General features: G+C 40.8%; 15 protein-coding genes. 3 read left to right on the top strand and 12 right to left on the bottom strand.

The features are described from left to right. Positions 1–96: 96 nt before the first annotated feature. The gene (locus ACK4HU_RS18170) at positions 97–1,260 is read right to left on the bottom strand and encodes a hypothetical protein (RefSeq protein WP_409809144.1); all 1,164 of its coding nucleotides are present in this window, start codon (positions 1,258–1,260) and stop codon (positions 97–99) included. A gap of 469 nt (positions 1,261–1,729) precedes the next feature. On the opposite strand from ACK4HU_RS18170, the gene ACK4HU_RS18165 reads away from it, so the two are divergent. Further along, a complete protein-coding gene (locus tag ACK4HU_RS18165; RefSeq protein WP_409809143.1) occupies positions 1,730–2,866 on the top strand; it encodes an AAA family ATPase in 1,137 nt (378 codons plus the stop codon). A gap of 119 nt (positions 2,867–2,985) precedes the next feature. Here the strand turns inward: ACK4HU_RS18165 and ACK4HU_RS18160 are convergent, their stop codons facing one another. From ACK4HU_RS18160 to ACK4HU_RS18110, 11 genes are all read right to left on the bottom strand, one after another. After that, on the bottom strand, positions 2,986–3,765 hold the full coding sequence (locus tag ACK4HU_RS18160; RefSeq protein ID WP_409809142.1) for a prohibitin family protein: 780 nt from the start codon (positions 3,763–3,765) through the stop codon (positions 2,986–2,988). A gap of 310 nt (positions 3,766–4,075) precedes the next feature. Beyond that, positions 4,076–4,945 (bottom strand): HIT domain-containing protein, encoded by an 870-nt coding sequence (locus tag ACK4HU_RS18155; RefSeq protein WP_409809141.1) that lies wholly within the window; start codon positions 4,943–4,945, stop codon positions 4,076–4,078. Beyond that, on the bottom strand, positions 4,915–6,045 hold the full coding sequence (locus ACK4HU_RS18150; protein WP_409809140.1) for an HNH endonuclease domain-containing protein: 1,131 nt from the start codon (positions 6,043–6,045) through the stop codon (positions 4,915–4,917). Before ACK4HU_RS18150 ends, ACK4HU_RS18155 begins: the two co-directional genes overlap by 31 nt. A 221-nt stretch (positions 6,046–6,266) precedes the next feature. Further along, the gene (atpG, locus tag ACK4HU_RS18145; protein ID WP_409809139.1) at positions 6,267–7,136 is read right to left on the bottom strand and encodes an ATP synthase F1 subunit gamma; all 870 of its coding nucleotides are present in this window, start codon (positions 7,134–7,136) and stop codon (positions 6,267–6,269) included. A gap of 55 nt (positions 7,137–7,191) precedes the next feature. After that, positions 7,192–8,769, bottom strand: coding sequence for a F0F1 ATP synthase subunit alpha (gene atpA / locus ACK4HU_RS18140; RefSeq protein WP_409809138.1), 1,578 nt, complete (start codon positions 8,767–8,769; stop codon positions 7,192–7,194). A 23-nt stretch (positions 8,770–8,792) separates the two neighbouring features. After that, entirely contained in the window at positions 8,793–9,356 is a 564-nt protein-coding gene (gene atpH, locus ACK4HU_RS18135; protein WP_409809137.1) for an ATP synthase F1 subunit delta, read from the bottom strand. 5 nt (positions 9,357–9,361) lie between these two features. Next, the gene (gene atpF / locus ACK4HU_RS18130) at positions 9,362–9,856 is read right to left on the bottom strand and encodes a F0F1 ATP synthase subunit B (protein WP_409809136.1); all 495 of its coding nucleotides are present in this window, start codon (positions 9,854–9,856) and stop codon (positions 9,362–9,364) included. A gap of 79 nt (positions 9,857–9,935) precedes the next feature. After that, entirely contained in the window at positions 9,936–10,193 is a 258-nt protein-coding gene (gene atpE, locus ACK4HU_RS18125) for an ATP synthase F0 subunit C (protein ID WP_103924583.1), read from the bottom strand. A gap of 38 nt (positions 10,194–10,231) precedes the next feature. Further along, positions 10,232–11,260 carry a F0F1 ATP synthase subunit A gene (atpB, locus tag ACK4HU_RS18120; RefSeq protein WP_409809135.1) on the bottom strand — a complete coding sequence of 343 codons (1,029 nt, stop codon included), beginning with the start codon at positions 11,258–11,260 and terminating at the stop codon, positions 10,232–10,234. 20 nt (positions 11,261–11,280) lie between these two features. Then, positions 11,281–11,664 carry a hypothetical protein gene (locus ACK4HU_RS18115; protein ID WP_409809134.1) on the bottom strand — a complete coding sequence of 128 codons (384 nt, stop codon included), beginning with the start codon at positions 11,662–11,664 and terminating at the stop codon, positions 11,281–11,283. A 395-nt stretch (positions 11,665–12,059) separates the two neighbouring features. Then, entirely contained in the window at positions 12,060–12,293 is a 234-nt protein-coding gene (locus tag ACK4HU_RS18110) for an AtpZ/AtpI family protein (protein ID WP_409809133.1), read from the bottom strand. 134 nt (positions 12,294–12,427) lie between these two features. Between ACK4HU_RS18110 and ACK4HU_RS18105 the strand changes: the two genes are divergently transcribed. Together ACK4HU_RS18105 and ACK4HU_RS18100 are read left to right on the top strand one after the other, a co-directional pair. Further along, positions 12,428–15,049 carry a gliding motility protein gene (locus ACK4HU_RS18105; RefSeq protein WP_409809132.1) on the top strand — a complete coding sequence of 874 codons (2,622 nt, stop codon included), beginning with the start codon at positions 12,428–12,430 and terminating at the stop codon, positions 15,047–15,049. 6 nt (positions 15,050–15,055) lie between these two features. After that, on the top strand, positions 15,056–17,359 hold the full coding sequence (locus tag ACK4HU_RS18100) for a penicillin-binding protein 1A (protein ID WP_409809131.1): 2,304 nt from the start codon (positions 15,056–15,058) through the stop codon (positions 17,357–17,359). The last annotated feature ends 40 nt before the right edge of the window (positions 17,360–17,399 follow it).

The following is a 17,399-nucleotide window of genomic DNA, read 5'->3' as shown; positions in this document are numbered from 1 at the left end:
TAACCTGAAATCCGGTGGCCGAGCGAAGTCGAGGCCATTTTGATCTACTGGCAAAGAAGCGTATATCCAAATTTTTTATTCTTTAAAATAACAGAATCAATACCTATAAATCGCCGCTACGCCGGTCTCAGACGGCATTTGTTCCGGAGTAAGTACAGTAACACTTCCACCCATTTTCATGGCCAACTCACTCATGTCATCCAGCAAATCATCTACTCTTGGATTATCTAGATCTTTATTTTGGATATTTCCAGTGACCAAATTGGTGATTCGACTTGCAATAATCCGGTCAGCTTCGATGATCAGGGTATCTACTCTACCCTCTACCAAGGCCACAGCTACTTCTTTAATTTCCTCACTTCCCAAACCATTGGCTTTTGCCTGATTAAATCTGCTTACCAGTTCTTCTTGCTGTCGCAAAAATTCCGGTTCCATAACTTCCCAGGCCATGGTAGCCAATTTCTCTATTGAAACTGAAGGTGGATTGATCTTGATTCCATCCTGCAATAACAAAGGGTTTTTATTTACTTTTTGGAATAGGTTATGGTATTCCGGCAATGCGGCAAGCAAAAGCGGCAAACCGGTAGGCTTGGAGTGGTATCGCGCAATGGACTCCGCCACCGCTCTGAAATAACGCTCTGAATCGATATCTACCTCATCTGTCTTGCTTCCGTGACCATGATGCATGGTTGACCCAGTTCCACCATAAGAGGCAACAGTGATATGCTCATCGGTTGTTTCATCACCTAGCGCATCGGTCATAGTAGCCGGCACTTCATCATGAAGATCAATTTGGATCAGAGCATGTCGATTCCCCTCGTAAAGTTGGATATCATGCTGATTCACTGCCAATACATGAAATCTATCCGTGGATTGCAAATAATTTTGAATGGGCTTGGTGTGAAAACTGTCAGCAACCAGCGCAATTTCATTTGGACTTATAGCCATATCAACTCCAAAAAGAAATCCTTGGGAACTGAATATTGCCAAGCCAAGGGAAGTATGATCCCAAAAACCTCTTCTACTTGTGAGTTCGATCAAAGGGGCTAAATGGGATTCAGTCTCATCATTTGAATACTTTCGAAGTAGAGATTCTTCCAGTTCTTTCATCAAATTCTTAAATCGTATCGGATCCTGAAGATTTTCAGGATGGGTACGATGCGTAGGCATATAAAGTGAAATACATGGGGATGCTTCAACTGACAAAAGTTCCTGAAGAATTTCCTTGGTTAAGGGAAGGGTGTTTTTTTTGGTTTGCATAAAGATAAATTAATTAGTTATTGATGGGTATTAATTGAACTCGATTTGCTTGGATGTGTCATCCAATGATGATTTTTGAAAATTTTCAGTTTGGGATTAAAACAAAATCAAGCTCAAAGCCTAAGCCCGAGCGCTTGAAAACTGAATATGAGCAACCCTAAATCGATCTAAAAAGGGTGGGAAAAGATCAGATATCCTTGGATTGTTTAAATACTCTTTTGACTAGCTACAATGGCGAATTATTTAAAACTTCTGAGTAGAATTTTTAAAACCCCTTCCCGTAAATGTCTGAGTTAATTCATGCCAACAGATTACTCTTTACCTAACGGCTGAGAATATTCAAGGTTATAAGGAACTTTCGTTGGGAACCTATCTGGGTAGAGATTTCGATCAATTCACTTTTGGTAAATTACTTTTGGTAAATTACTTTTAGTAAATTACTTTTGGTGAACTCAGAAAGGAAGTTATCATGTCAACGAAATACAAAACTCCAACAAACCCTTTTCCAACATCGGGATATTATGGTCCACGATATTTTTGTGATCGGGAAAAAGAGAGCCAAACTTTAGTCCAATTCCTTCAAAACGGCCAATCTTGTCTATTAATGGGTCACCGGAGGATGGGCAAAACAGCCTTAATTCACCACGTGAAAGAATTGCTTCCTGCTGATTGGGAATTTATTTATTTGGATATCCTTTCTACAGAAAATGAACAGCAGCTGCTAAATACTCTAGGGGCGTCTCTTCTTGAACATTTTTCCGAAAAAGACAGCATGGGAAAGAAGGTTTGGGAATTCGTCAAAAGTCTAAGACCTACTATTTCTTTTGACCAACTGAGTGGTATTCCTCAGGTAAGTTTCCAAACAAGTCAAGCCGAAAAGCCAATTATTGATTTACTCGGATTTTTGGCAAGCTGGCAGAAACCCATTGTGATTGCGATTGATGAGTTTCAACAAATCCATTCCTATCCGGAAAAAAACACAGATGCTTGGCTTCGGTCGGCTATCCAACAATTACAGAATGTATTCTTTCTCTTTTCCGGAAGCCAACAATCCATCCTGAGTGAACTCTTTTCAGATCCTTCACGCCCGTTTTACAAAAGTGCCAGCCCTCTAAAACTCGAAAAAATAAATAAAGAAGAATACAAAAAGTTCATCGTAAGCACTTTTGCAGACCATAGAAAAACGATGCCCACCGATGTAGCGGATCAACTATTGGACTGGACCAAATGCCACACCTATTATGTCCAATTGCTATGCAACCGGATTTTTCAGATGCCCATTTCAGTTTATGGAGCAAGTCATTGGCAGACCTCTGCCCAACAGATTCTTGATGAAAATGAGACCTTTTTCCTTCATTACCGAACCCTACTTAGCCATCAGCAGTGGAAACTGGCAGTAGCAATTGCCAAAACAGGACGAGTCTATGGTCCAACTTCCAAAGATTTCATTGGAAAAAACAGTCTGGGCAGCTCAGCCACAGTTTTCAAATCCTTGGATATCTTAATAGAAAAAGAAATGATATTCAAAGAACTCGACTCCGTAGGAAACACCTATTACGAGGTATATGATGTGTTTTTTGAAAGATGGATTCAGGGGACTTATTGAGTCATAAAATCAAAACATAAAAAAGACGATCTCCATTTCTTTGGTACATATAAAGACTTCCTACTATGGAATTGTGTCCACCAAAAACAAGTTAGGCTTGGAGACCGTCTTACTGCAAATCAATCTTTCTGGGAATTTATCAGATAGGGAGTTTTACCGTCAGTGATGATGATTTTGGCATTCGGAGACTTGGCAAGTTCTAGAAAGGCCTCAATACTCCGGAGTTCAATAATCTCCCGTACTAAACCTTCGGCGAGGATTTTTTGGGCTTCCCTTGTACCTTCAGCTTCAATTTTTCGCCGTTCAGCTTCTTTTCTCTCTCTATCCAAAACATATTCCATCTGTTGCGCTTCCTGCTCGGCGGAGAGTTTTCGTTCGATAGCCCGACTCAATTCCTCGGGCAGCTTAATACTTTTCATCAATACTCGCTCAATAATAAAGCCTCGCTCCTCCAACGACTCATCCATTCTTTCCAAGATTTGATTCTCAATCTGACTACGCATCCCTGAATGCATATCTTTGGCCATATATTGGGCACTGACATCGGCTGCAGCAGACCTAAAAACATTCATGATCAAGACCGATTCATAATTCGTTCCGATGTCTTCAAGGATAAAGGGAACCTTATTTTTATCAATGCTGTAAAGAATTGATATTTCGGACTCGATAGTCAAACCTTCTTTGCTAGGCAAACTAAGTCTTACCTGCTGATTGACAGTTCGAATGGGAATTTTTAGAACTTTGGTACTGAATGGATTGAAGGCTACCATTCCCCCTTCAATTACTTTGGGATTAAGCCTTCCATATTTCCTTTTTACCCCTACCTCCCCTTGTCGCACGACGGCACAAGAAGTAAATCCAATACAGGCAACTGCCAGCAAAAACACGATCTGTCTCATTGATTTTAGCGTTTGATTTGCTCAGTTTAACGGAAAAAATCCCAGCCAAGGTTAGGTAAAATCTTTAAAATCAAGCTTTGTAACTAACTTTTTTTAGGTCCGTTTATAGTCAAAAATCTAATCACCAGGGAGCTGCAATTTCCAAATCACCATTATCACGAGAAACTAGCCGTTCCTTACAGACCTTACAATAATAATATTTTAGATTACCATACCAGTCAGTATTCAACTCATTTACAAGTCTTAATTTTGTATCACAATCAGGACAGGGAATCAGGATTATTTTAGTTTTCGGTTGTGCCTTCATAATTCAAGATTTTTTATAATACGATTTCTTCCCAGGAATCACCCCTCTAACTCCACCCCGGGGATCTTCTACATCCCCTTCGTATCTAGGTATCAAATGGATATGAACATGATCAACAGTTTGTCCGGCATGCACTCCGACGTTGATCCCAATATTGAATCCTACGGGATTGAATTTTTCAGAGATTACTTTCTTCACTTCATTGAGCATAAAAAAGCAGGAGGATTGTTCTTTAAAACTCAATTCAAAATAGTCAGAAGCATGTCGTTTAGGAATTACCAAAGCATGACCAGGATTGACCGGGAATTTGTCAAGAATCGAAAAGGCTTGGGCTGATTCTACGATCATTTCAACTTCTGCAGCTGGATTACAAAAAGGACATTCTGAATTCAGTTTTTCAACTTGATTGTAATGTCGATACTCGTAAATCTCGCAATTGTCATTTTTGTAAATGGAATTGAAAGGAAGAATAACATTGGTTTGAAAAGTACGCTTTTGATGGATTTTGTGAGTTCTGAAACCTTCAAATGTAATATCGCGCCTGACAGCCAAATATGCTTTGCCTGTCCTTTTTAGCAAAGCTGAAATCTCCATTAGGACTTTGGACTGCTCCTCTGGAAGCAACACATTCAAAACATAAAAGCAGATTATAGTGTCAAACTTCTGTTTAGGATACTCTGGGAAATAGTGCCTGTCATAACCACTAATCTGAAAACCGTGAGACTTGAGAATTTCAACATCTTTCCCAAATCCACATCCAAAATCCAAAATCTCTCCTTTCAGGAGATTTCTTTCCTTTATAATCCTTGCTGGAAAAGAAAGGGATTCACGCTCTTTGGCGGTTAAGTGGCTGAATTCATTTCTGGTTCCCATGGGTTAAATCCTCTTTTTTCAATTAAAAAATTACAAGATTCCTTCATTTGATTAATGGCTAAATGTCTCCAGTTTTTGATATCATTATTTCCCAGAAGACTGATTTTAATCTCAGATTGAAATCTGGATTTATAGGTTTCATCCAACAATTCCCAATAATGAAGAATCATCTTTTTCTGACTTTCAATCAATCTTGGAGTAGGTATTTTATCCCTTTTGTTATTGTTGATTTTGGGTACTGCTGGAAGTAAATTCCAGAGATCATTATTTTTCCATACGGCAAATGGAATTACATGATCAACCTCAATCTTATCAGTTTGTGCACCCGTCCAAACACATTTAGTCTCTCCTTTCTCTCTTAAAAGACCATCAAATAGCCCTTTCGACTCGGCTGAATCTTTTTCCGTAACAGGAGATTCTAATAAATTTCCAAGAACTTTTTCAATAGGAAGCTTTTTGCCAGAGGCGTTAACAGAGAATTCCGCCCATTTAAAAAATATGGAATCTTGACCACTGATGAAACTTCCTAAGACTTGAAAAGCTTCATAGTATTCAAAAGGAATAGAAAATGTTCCAAAATTTGAAACAAGATAATCCGCGTCAACTCTTGTGACCCTAATAGATTTTTTTGGTTTTTCAGGTCTATAAATTGAATGAAAATCAGAGGAAATTGATCTTCCAATATAGTACATCGGCATTCTTCTAAGTGTTGAATTGAGCCGAGTAGCCAAGCTTACTACAACACTTGAAATCTCATCAGATACTCCCTTTCTTTTCAAATCATTGTAAAAAACCGATAATCCTCCTTTTCCATTATAATACTCAGCAACAGTGATGAGCTCACTTTCAAAAGACAACTTCGCATTTCCATGAATCTGTGGAATCTTATTTTTCGAATCAAAAATAGGATAATAGTAAATCATCCATTTTTCAATCAGCAAACCCGTAGGGATATGAACCCGATCGTCTTTAAATTCCAAAAAAGGACTGTTCTCTTGGATCAAATCAATAGTTCCTCTTAAAAGAGCAAACTTATAGGTAGTAGCCTTACTGTCCCGCTCAATGATCTTACTGATATTTGAAAAAATCTCCTTGTTCATAGATTTCAATAACAATCTGAACTAAGATAGCTTAAGTTATTTTAACCTCAAAAATAAGAGCCTCCCGGAAATCTTCATTGACCCTAATCTGCGAAAATCTGTGTTTTTTTCTGTGCAAACCTGCCTAACGGCAGTCAGGTCTGCGGGAAACCCTACTCCCTAAAACCAAAAAAACCACAACCCTTGCGAGCTGTGGTTTTATTTTGGGATCTATTGCTTGATTACTTTCCGCCTAGGGCGTTGGCACCTGCTACGATCTCGAGGATTTCGTTGGTGATGGCTGCCTGACGGGTTCTGTTGTACATCAATTTCAGTTCTTTCAGCAAGTCTCCGGCATTTTCGGTGGCTTTGTCCATCGCGGTCATTCGAGCACCATGTTCTGAAGCATTGCTTTCCAAGATGGCTTTTAGGAATTGTGTCCGCAAGGCTTTTGGTACCAACTCCTCGATGATAAACTCACGGGAAGGCTCCAAGATATAGTCTGTTTCGACAGTGACTTGTTCGGAAGTTACCGCTGCCATTGGGAGGAATTGCTCCGTCTTGACAAACTGAGTAGCCACGTTTTTGAATTCGTTGAAGATCAAAAACACCTGATCAAACTCTCCTGCTACAAACGCATTCATGGCATAATTTGCCGCCTCACGAATATTATCTGTCGCAAGATTTAAGAAAAGTGTAGAGAAGTCTTCGATTCTTGGGTAGTCGGTCTTTTTGAAATACTCCAAAGACTTCTTACCAATCGGCATAATCGTAATGTCAGCACCTGCAAATTGCTCACGTATGGCAAGATTGGTTGCTTTCATCACATTGGAATTGAAGGCTCCGCAGAGACCTTTGTCCGAAGTGATGGGAATCAAAAGCACCTTTTTCACTTCTCGCTTTTCTGCGTAGACAAGGTCTGTAGCACCCTCAGAGGCTGCAGAGACATTGTTGAGAATTGCGGTCAACTTCTGAGAGAATGGACGCATCTGAATGATTTTGTCCTGTGCTCTTCTCAGCTTGGCGGCGGACACCATTTTCATGGCCTTGGTAATCTGCTGTGTAGAGATTACCGAGGTGATTCGCTGCTTTACTTCCTTAAGATTAGCCATCAGTGAGTTGTACTTATATCTATCCGGCGAGGTCGCCGCCGCCGGGGATTTTCAATTATTTAGCGTATTTCGGTGCCAATTCAGCAGCCGCGGTAGCAAGAATCTTTCCTGCACCATCCACATCACCTTTGAGAATCAATTGCAATGCCTCAGGATATGTAGTCTCAAGCAACACGTAGAATTCCTTCTCAAATGCTCTTGCATTTTCCACAGGAACACTATCCATCAAACCTCTGGTAGAAGCATAGATGATCGCTACCTGATTAGCTACAGATACCGGGGCATATTGAGGCTGCTTTAGGATTTCCTGGTTACGACGACCTCTTTCGATGGTTCGCTTGGTCGTAGCATCAAGATCAGAACCGAACTTAGAGAAAGCCTCCAATTCACGGAACTGTGCCTGATCCAATTTCAAGGTACCTGCTACCTTCTTCATTGATTTGATCTGGGCGTTACCACCCACTCGGGATACGGAGATACCCACGTTGATCGCAGGACGGATACCGGAGTTAAAAAGGTTGGTCTCCAAGAAGATCTGACCGTCAGTAATTGAGATTACGTTAGTCGGGATATAAGCGGAAACGTCACCTGCCTGAGTTTCGATGATTGGTAGTGCTGTCAAGGATCCTCCTCCTTTGACCAAAGGTCTCAAGGAATCAGGAAGGTCATTCATCTGTCTAGCGATCTCATCAGACTTGTTGATTTTCGCAGCTCTTTCAAGCAATCTTGAGTGAAGATAGAATACGTCACCAGGATAAGCTTCACGTCCAGGAGGTCTTCTCAAAAGTAGGGATACTTCACGGTAAGCAACCGCCTGCTTGGAAAGGTCATCATAAACCACCAAAGCCGGACGACCGGTATCTCTGAAAAATTCACCGATTGAAGCTCCTGCAAATGGTGCAAAGAACTGCATCGGAGCAGGATCTGCAGCAGATGCAGAAACAATACAAGTATATGGAAGCGCACCACCTTTTTCCAAAGCTGCTACAATACCTGCTACTGTACTTGCTTTCTGTCCGATCGCAACATAAATACAGAATACAGGCTCTCCTTTTTCGTAAAATTCTTTTTGGTTGATAATCGCATCAATAACTACGGCAGTCTTACCAGTCTGACGGTCACCGATCACCAATTCCCGCTGACCACGGCCAATTGGAATCATTGCATCGATGGACTTGATACCCGTCTGAAGTGGTTCGTTTACAGGCTGACGGTAGATTACCCCGGGGGCTTTACGCTCCAGTGGCATTTCATAAAGAGGACCCAAGATTGGACCTTTTCCGTCGATTGGATTCCCTAAGGTATCCACTACACGACCAAGCATACCTTCACCTACCATGATAGATGCAATTTTCTTGGTTCTCTTTACAGTATCGCCTTCTTTGATCTCTTTGGAATCACCAAACAATACGGCCCCAACGTTATCTTCTTCAAGGTTTAGAACCATCGCCTTCATTCCGTTGTCGAATTCAAGCAATTCTCCGGATTGAGCTTTGGAAAGTCCATAGATACGGGCTACCCCATCACCTACTTGGAGGACTGTACCTACTTCTTCAAGTTCGGCTGCAGTTCTGACGCCTGCGAGTTGTTCTCTTAGGATCGCCGAAACTTCATCAGGTCTAATATTCGCCATGTTATCGTTTATTAATGCTTTTTTTAGATTTTACTTTCGTAGAGATTTACAGAAAACTCAGCTTTCAATTCTCTCAGTTTGCTGCTTAGTGACTCATCCAATTGACGATCGTTTACCCGAAGGATAAATCCACCGATCAAGTCCGGATTGATTTTCTCGATAAGGCTCACTGTTTTCATTCCGGATATTTCCAAAACGATTTTGGTAAACTCAGCTCGCTGTTTATCATCCAAGGGGAAAGTGGTAGTCACTTCCGCTACTTGAATGGAATTATGCCGCTGATATTGAGCCTCGAGTTCACGAGCGATCTCAATGATGACATCCACTCGATTTTTTCTGCAGAGAATGTCAAAGAAAGCCATAGTGGCTTTTGTAGTTTCTCTTTTTTCAAAGAGTGCCTTTAAAATCTTAAGCTTTTTGTCAGAATTCACGATGGGATTCTTCATCGCAAGTTCTAGATCTCGGTTGGATTTAGCCAAATCGACCAAATGCTTAAAATCCTGATACACCTCTTCCAATTGACCTCTTTCGATGGCCAATTCCATCAGAGACTTGGCATAAGCGTATGCAACTCTATGGTTTGACATGAGGGTTAGTTAAGCTTTATATCTTTTATAAATTCGTCAACGAGAGCTTTTTGAGCTTTTTCGTCAGTCAAATTTCTTCTCAATAATTTTTCAGCCACTTCAATGGTCAAAATCGCTACTTGGTTTTTAACTTCAGTCAGCGCAGCCTTCTTTTCATTTTCGATTACTGCTTTTGCATTCTCGATTTGCAGTGCACCAACTTTGGCAGCTTCATTTTTCGCGTCTTCGATCATTTTGACAGAAGCTTCCTGAGCTTTTCTCAAAATAACATCTCGCTCCAAACGAGCCTCAGCAAGCAATTTTTCATTGTCTGCTTTGAGGTTAGCCATTTCATTCCGAGCTGTTTCAGCAGCTTTAAGGGAATTTTCGATGCTAGTTTCCCGCTCTTCAAGGGCTGCAAGCATTGGCTTCCAGGCAAATTTGATGAGAATGAAAAGCAAGCCAAGGAAGCCGAAAAGCTGCCAGAAAATAAGACCGGAACCTGGGGTTATTAAATCCATGAGTTATGTTTTATTTCAAATTGTTCAATAGAAAATAAGGAAGAGGAAAAGGCCTAGCGCCAATTCCTCTTCAATTTTTTTAGCTGATGCCCGCGATGTTAAGCGCGATCAACAAGCAAATTACGGCTGCGAACAGGGAAACCACCTCGATCAAGGCAGCAATGATCAACATTGCACCTTGGATCTTACCAGCAGCTTCAGGCTGACGAGCAATAGATTCCATTGCTTGGCCACCAATACGACCGATACCAAGTCCTGCGCCAATCGCAACAATACCAGCACCGATACCAGCTCCCATAAGAGCGAAACCAGCAGACAATAAGATAGACATTAACATAATTGATTGATTTATAAATTGAACAAAGAAATTACTGATTAATGATGATCGTCGTGCGCATGTTCCGCCACCGCAGAACCGATGTACATTGCCGAAAACAGCGTAAATACATAAGCCTGAATAGTGGCCACGAGCAATTCGATGATATTGATGAAGGTCACCATTACGGTACTGACTACACCGATTGTGACGGATTCAAAGATAAAAGCAAGAGCAATGAAACCTAAGATCACAATGTGACCTGCAGTGATCGCAACAAAAAGTCGAACCATCAATGCAAAAGGCTTGGTGAACAAACCGATAATTTCTACCGGCACGATGATTAAAAGCATTGGAATCGGCACACCCGGAGTCATAAAGACGTGTTTCCAGTAATCCTTATTTCCGTTGACGTTGGTAATGATGAAAGTCAAAAGAGCCAATACCATCGTCACAGCAATATTTCCAGTCATGTTAGCAGCACCAGGAAGTAATCCTAGCAAATTGCCAAACCAAACAAAAAGGAAAAGGGTGATCAAGTAGGGTACAAATTTCTTGTATTTCGGTCCGATGGATTTCTGTGCGATTTCGTCTCGGACGAAGATGACGATCGGCTCAAGGATAGCAGCGGCACCTTTTGGAGCTACAGCGCCATTTTTCTTGTAATGATTCGCAGCGGAAAGCGCAAGATAAGCTACAAGGAACATGACAATGAACATCATGACCACATTTTTAGTGATGGAAAAATCAGTGAAGCTAGCTCCATCCACTCGGCCTAATTTATCGTGATCATCGATGAAATAGCCTTCGTGGGCATATTCTTTACCGAATTTATGAGTCTCATGGTTTTGAAAATCTGAAGATTTAAAAAACTCCAAACCACGATCTCCAGAGTAAACGATCACAGGAAGGGGAAGAGTCACATGTGTATGTCCAAAAGTAGCAAAGTGCCACTCATGAGAATCCACCACGTGATGCATGATAAAGCTCGTTTTATCTTCTTCGGAATCTGACGCGAAGGTCGGATTTGCGAAAACAAGCATAAAAGCTGATAATAAAAGACTTAAGGCCAATAATTTACGCGTCATCAACTCTTTTTTTTGAGGGGCTACTTCGAAATCGGGCGCAAGTTAGACAGAAAGGCGTAGATATCAAAAATCAAGTAGAACAAAAAAACTATAAAGAAATCGGCGATAAACAGAATAATATTCTCCATTTCGGGCCAAACCTCGAGTCCAATGAAAACAAGTGAGGCGATGAATCTAAGAATCATTGCTAAAACCATGATTTGGAAGAAATTTTCTCCAAAATTTTTAAGCAAAAAGGCATTCAAAAGGCTAATCAAAAAGGAAGTTATTGCCATAAATGCAACGATTTCCCAAATTTTGGAATGAATCACCATCGGCAAAATGAGTTGCAGAATCAAAATAAAAAGCACCAAAGCAGCCGTTGCCAGTAAAAATTGGAGGTGCATATTTTTAGGAAGCGTCATTTCAATTTTTTTTGCAAAAATAACCCAAAATATTTAAGCGTGTCTTGAATTACTATCCGCCTATATCAGCGCTCTTTTTCTGTGAATATCAGCGGGAATATTCGTCCTGATTTACATAAAACAATATTTGCAAATCAACCGAAATTGTTCAACCCTTTTAGGGTTGATGTCCTTGATTTAATCTCTTCTATACCCCGCGTTTCACACGGGGCTATTCAAAGTTCAACCCTTTCAGGGTTAATTAATCAAAAACACCCTTATCCTTCTCTCTAACTCCCCCATAATTGATATTCTCTAACACCGGACTAAAAGCCTTTCCCTTGTCTATTATCTTAAATCTTGCTTCTATTGTCTTGTGTCTAATATCTTGTATCGAATATCTTGCCTCTAACCACTCACTTATCCTGCTTTATCTGCATCCAAAGCTGATAAAATGCAACAAAGACGGAAACGAAACAGCAAACCAAAATCCAAACGGGAAATTTTATTCCGGATCGCTGATCCAGCCAATAACCCAGATAAGTGCCCGCAGCGATGATCCCGAATAATTGAAAGGCGAGTCCAATGTATTTGACGTAAACAGGTGTCCCGCCATCATTATTTGTCTTTTTATCCTGATTCCCTTCCATAATGAAGTGAAAGTATCTAAAAATTTCAGGAAAAACGGGTGCAATTTTGTCTTCTGGTACGATTTGGGCTTTATCGTCGTTCGGTAAGTAAGTTAAAAAGTCTATTTTGGTATTCTAATTTGGTGATTTCTGAAATGAGAAGATTTTCCGGGCTGGCTATAGTAGCATTTATTTTTATCGGAGCCTGTTCCTCTGATCGCAACACCTTTACCAACAGGGCTTTCCATAATTTAACATCACATTACAATGCCTATTATCTGGCCGATGTCAAAATAAAAGACGTCGAAAGTCAAATTTTTAAAAATTACAAAGAAGACTTCACCCAGGTTTTGCCGGTTTTCGTTCCCATTGACTCAGCCACTATTCAACAGAATAAGGTTCTTCTGGATTCCGCACGAGAGCTATCGTCCAAATCCATCGACTGGCACAGAATCTCGAAATGGGTAGATGACAGTTACTATCTGTTGGGTAAGATCGATTATCTCCAAGCGCATCAGGATGATGCACTCAACGCCTTCAAATTCGTCAACAGCACAAGCAAAAGCAAAGAACTCAGGCATAAGGCATTAATCAGCCTTCTTCGCCTCTATGTGGATCGAAGGGAATATGAAAATGCCAATTTTACAATTGATTATTTATCTAAAGAGACTCCAATTAGCGACGAAAACCGCTTTCAACTCTTCAAAACCCTAGCCTATTATTACGAAAGTAGAGCGGACCAAAATGGAGTAATCGGTGCACTTGATCGTGCAGTTGGCTATGCGCCTGATAAAAAAGAAGAGTCACGGATCAATTTTATTTTGGCGCAGCGCTATCAGCGGGAGGGTCTTGATGCCTTGGCCTATGACTTCTACCGAAAGTCATTGGATGGAAATCCCCCATACGAACGAAGTTTTTTTGCAACGCTGTATGCCCAACAAGTGGCGGAGCTTAATAAATCTAAGGACCTGAGAAAAGTAAGAAACTATTATGATGGACTTTATAAAGACCCGAAAAACAGAGACCTTAAAGATGTAGTGATTTATGAGCGTGCTCTTTTTGAAGAAAAGCAAGGCGACATCCCGCTAACACTACAATTGCTTCACCAAGCTGCAAAAGAACCGGGAAGCAACCCTCGCTTGAAAGGCTACATCTATCAAAAGCTAGCTGAAATAAACATCCAGGAATTCAAAGACTACCGTGCCACCAAATATTACTTGGACAGTGCACTTACCTTCATTCTTGAAACTGACCCTGTAGCTATTTCCATTCAAGAGCAAAAAAAGACACTGGATCAATATGTGTTTCATGTGGAGCGAATTCAGCTCAATGATAGTTTGACCATTATTGCAGGGCTAAGTCCAGCAGAGCAGGAAGCCATTGCTCAAAAGTTTATCAATTCCGAAGAGGAACGGTTGATTGCAGAAGCCCGGGCCAAAGAAGTACCTAAAAATTCCAATATTTTCAATAACCTACTTGCCTTTAGCGGAAAAGACCCAGGAGCAAGTTTTTATTTTGATAATGGTGTTGCCATGCAACAAGGTGCCATCGAATTTAGCAGAGTATGGGGTAATCGCCCCATGCAGGACAATTGGAGAAGGCGGTCCGCAATATTCCAAACTACCACACAGTCTCAGCAACAGACGGGATTATCAGACTCATTAGCTACAACAGAGAACCCTATTTTGGCGGCGTTACCAACAATGGAGAGTCTTTTATCAAAAATTCCAAATACCCCCGAACAACTTTCATTACTAAATTCTGAGCTGGAAGAATCTTATTTTGAACTAGGCAAACTTCTCTATTTTAACTTCAAAGAAATTAGACCAAGCATCAATAATTTAGAAACTCTAATTCGAACCTACCCAAATACGGTCCGCAAACCGGAAGCTTATTACTTACTTTATTTGGGTCAAAAAGATTCCGGAGGAAACTTTGAGCAATATGTAGGCCGACTAAACCGCGAATTCCCTGAATCTCAATACACCTATTCTGTCAATAATCCGAATGCAGCATCCGGTAATTTGGCTGCCTTAGAATCCTCCAAAGGATATGAACAAGCCTATAACGCCTACTATTCCGGACAGTATCAACAAGCCAGGGGATTGGTAAAATCAACGCTGGAAGATTATCCTCTGACTCGTAATACCGAAAAGCTGCTATTGTTAGATATTATGGTGACTGGAAAGTTGGAAAGTAAAGAAAGATTCAAAGGAAGATTAGAAACCTACATTGAAAATACCAAAGAAGAAGCTTTGGTTAATTTGGCAAGAAATATGCTCAGGCCATTGCTCAGCAGCGAAGAACTCGCTGTCTTGGAACCATTGGTTAGTGTGGAATTGGATTCAGCCCAACTGGCATTGACAAATGATTCCGAAAAAGCAGGAAAAGAAGTCCCTGCAGATTCTCCATATAAGCTAAACGAAGCACAAACACATATCTTTGTGATCGCTTTAAGTCGAAGTGAAGCCGAAGCTGCAAAAAACCTCTTGGTTGACCTCGAAAACTTCCATGCAAGTAACTTCCCCAATGCACGTCTCCGTACGGGAAACATGAACATGAATCAGGAAAATGCGATTTATATTATAAGTCCTTTTTCTAACTCCGAAAAAGCAAAAGAGTACTTCCTGAAGTTTTCAGAAGAATTTAAATCCCAAGGATTATCAGAAAGCGCCCGAACAAACTCTTTCTTTATTTCTATCGAAAACTTTCAAACCCTCAACAAAACCAAAAACACGGCAGAATATCTCATCTTCTTCCGATCCATATATCAGTAAAATCATATGTCAAAAACTACCAAACCATCTATTCCTGTTTGGGCCGGTAAAACAATAAAATACCTTTGGATTGCATTTATCGGAGGGATTGTATTCTTTATTCTCTTTGTGTGGATGGTCAGCGTCAATTTCCTTGGCTTGTTTGGCTCTTTACCCGATTTCAAAGCACTTGAAAATCCCGAAAGTGAATTGGCCTCCGAGCTATATTCAGCAGATGGATTTCTATTGGGCACTTATGCGAGAGAAAACAGAAGTCCGGTAAAGTACGATGAGCTATCACCAAATTTGGTTCAAGCCCTGATTGCAACTGAAGATGTCCGGTTTACGGAGCATTCAGGCATTGACATGACGGCGATGCTTCGAGTATTTTTCAAATCTATCATACTGGGTCAAGATGCAGGAGGAGGTTCCACATTGAGTCAACAGACAGCTAAAAACCTTTTTAAAACCAGGACTGATGCTTCTCAGGGGATTTTAAGTTCAGTTCCTGGCTTGCGAATGCTGATCATCAAAGTTAAGGAATGGATTGTTGCCACCCAGTTAGAAAAGGCGTATACCAAAAATGAGATCCTAACCTTGTACTTGAATACATCCGAATTCGGATCAAATGCTTACGGAATAAAAACTGCCTCAGGAACCTTCTTCAACAAATTGCCATCCGAGCTAGCAGTGCAGGAAGCAGCGGTATTAGTGGGACTTTTCAAAGCTCCAACCTACTATAGTCCGGTTTTTAATCCTGATAACTCTTTGAGGAGAAGAAATACCGTCCTTGCCCAAATGGTGAAAAACGGCGCTATGGATAAGTCAGTTTTTGACTCGATATCTCAGCTTCCCATCGAACTTGACTACCGGGTTCGAAACCAAAATCATGGTCTAGCAACTTATTTCCGAGAAATTGTCAAAGCAGATTTGATCAAGTGGAGCAAAGAAAACTTAAAGTCTGATGGATCAGCTTATGACCTATTTGGTGATGGATTAAGAATTTATGTTACGCTAGACAGTAGAATGCAACGCTACGCTGAAGAAGCTGTACAAGAACACATGTCAGGTCTTCAAAAGGAGTTTTACAAAGAAATGGGTAAAAGAGATCCATGGATTGATGAGAACTTTCAAGTGATCCCCAACTTTATTGAAAATGCGGTTAAAAGGACTGAAGCCTATCGACTGCTAAAAGTGAGATATGGTGACGATACAGACTCCATCAATCTGAAACTTAACGAAAAGAAGAAGATGAGGGTCTTTGCTTGGGAAGGGGAAATAGACACCCTGATGAGTACGATGGACTCCATGCGATACTATAAGAAGTTCCTTCAGGCTGGCTTCATGAGTATGGACCCGGAAACCGGACACATCAAAGCTTGGGTTGGTGGTATCGACCACAAATACTTCAAGTTTGACCACGTCAAGCAGGCTAAGCGTCAACCAGGATCTACTTTCAAGCCATTCGTATATGCAGCTGCCATAGAAAATGGCTACAGCCCCTGCTACTCTGTAGTGGATCAACCGGTGGAAGTGTATATCCCCGGCCAACCGGCTTGGAGTCCATCCAACGCGAATAGTAAATTCTCCTATCAAAAGATGACCATCCGGCAAGCAATGGCTGAATCTGTAAACTCGGTTACTGCATATATGATGAAAAAATTGAGTCCACGAATTGTTATAGAAACAGCAAGAAGACTGGGAATAACCAGTGATTTGGAAGAAGTTCCTTCCTTGGCTTTGGGTGTAAATGATGTCTCAATTTTCGAAATGACTGGCGCTTTTGGTACGTTCGTCAATAAAGGTGAACATACTACGCCTTATTACATTGATAGAATCGAAGACAAAAACGGGAATGTAATTCAGCAATTTACCCCACGTAAAAAGCCTGCCATGAGTGAAGAACACGCTTATTTGATGTTGTATATGCTTCGAGGTGGATTTGAAGAGAGAGGAGGAACGAGTCAAGGAGTTCCTTATACACTTCGAGAAGGAAATGAACTTGGAGGTAAAACCGGGACAACTCAAAATGCATCTGACGGATGGTATATGGGTGTAAGTAAAGATTTGGTTTCTGGAACTTGGGTTGGTGGTGATGACCGGGCTATCCACTTCAGAAGTTGGATAGCAGGTCAGGGTAGCAGAACTGCAAGGCCTATTTGGGTTAAGTTCATGAGCAAAGTCTACGACGATAAAAGCCTAGGTTACACTAAAGGCCCTTTTCCAAGACCTGATCGGCCGCTTAGCATTGAGATCAATTGTGATCGATATGAACAGGAAAGTCAACGATTTGCTGATTTTGATTACGACGCCAAAAAGAACGATTTCTAAATCATTTAATTTTAAATTTTACTTTAAAGAAAACAGCCCG

This window comes from Algoriphagus sp. (genome assembly GCF_046296635.1).
GTDB lineage: Bacteria > Bacteroidota > Bacteroidia > Cytophagales > Cyclobacteriaceae > Algoriphagus.
Note: the sequence above shows the minus strand (reverse complement) of the source record. Positions and strands in the feature narration are given on the sequence as shown.

What these genes read in the sequence shown, in the direction of transcription:
- ACK4HU_RS18170 (WP_409809144.1), bottom strand. Translation starts at nt 1,260, where the DNA reads ATGCAAACCAAAAAAAACACCCTTCCCTTAACCAAGGAAATTCTTCAG.
- ACK4HU_RS18165 (WP_409809143.1), top strand. Translation starts at nt 1,730, where the DNA reads ATGTCAACGAAATACAAAACTCCAACAAACCCTTTTCCAACATCGGGA.
- ACK4HU_RS18160 (WP_409809142.1), bottom strand. Translation starts at nt 3,765, where the DNA reads ATGAGACAGATCGTGTTTTTGCTGGCAGTTGCCTGTATTGGATTTACT.
- ACK4HU_RS18155 (WP_409809141.1), bottom strand. Translation starts at nt 4,945, where the DNA reads ATGGGAACCAGAAATGAATTCAGCCACTTAACCGCCAAAGAGCGTGAA.
- ACK4HU_RS18150 (WP_409809140.1), bottom strand. Translation starts at nt 6,045, where the DNA reads ATGAACAAGGAGATTTTTTCAAATATCAGTAAGATCATTGAGCGGGAC.
- atpG (WP_409809139.1), bottom strand. Translation starts at nt 7,136, where the DNA reads ATGGCTAATCTTAAGGAAGTAAAGCAGCGAATCACCTCGGTAATCTCT.
- atpA (WP_409809138.1), bottom strand. Translation starts at nt 8,769, where the DNA reads ATGGCGAATATTAGACCTGATGAAGTTTCGGCGATCCTAAGAGAACAA.
- atpH (WP_409809137.1), bottom strand. Translation starts at nt 9,356, where the DNA reads ATGTCAAACCATAGAGTTGCATACGCTTATGCCAAGTCTCTGATGGAA.
- atpF (WP_409809136.1), bottom strand. Translation starts at nt 9,856, where the DNA reads ATGGATTTAATAACCCCAGGTTCCGGTCTTATTTTCTGGCAGCTTTTC.
- atpE (WP_103924583.1), bottom strand. Translation starts at nt 10,193, where the DNA reads ATGTTAATGTCTATCTTATTGTCTGCTGGTTTCGCTCTTATGGGAGCT.
- atpB (WP_409809135.1), bottom strand. Translation starts at nt 11,260, where the DNA reads ATGACGCGTAAATTATTGGCCTTAAGTCTTTTATTATCAGCTTTTATG.
- ACK4HU_RS18115 (WP_409809134.1), bottom strand. Translation starts at nt 11,664, where the DNA reads ATGACGCTTCCTAAAAATATGCACCTCCAATTTTTACTGGCAACGGCT.
- ACK4HU_RS18110 (WP_409809133.1), bottom strand. Translation starts at nt 12,293, where the DNA reads ATGGAAGGGAATCAGGATAAAAAGACAAATAATGATGGCGGGACACCT.
- ACK4HU_RS18105 (WP_409809132.1), top strand. Translation starts at nt 12,428, where the DNA reads ATGAGAAGATTTTCCGGGCTGGCTATAGTAGCATTTATTTTTATCGGA.
- ACK4HU_RS18100 (WP_409809131.1), top strand. Translation starts at nt 15,056, where the DNA reads ATGTCAAAAACTACCAAACCATCTATTCCTGTTTGGGCCGGTAAAACA.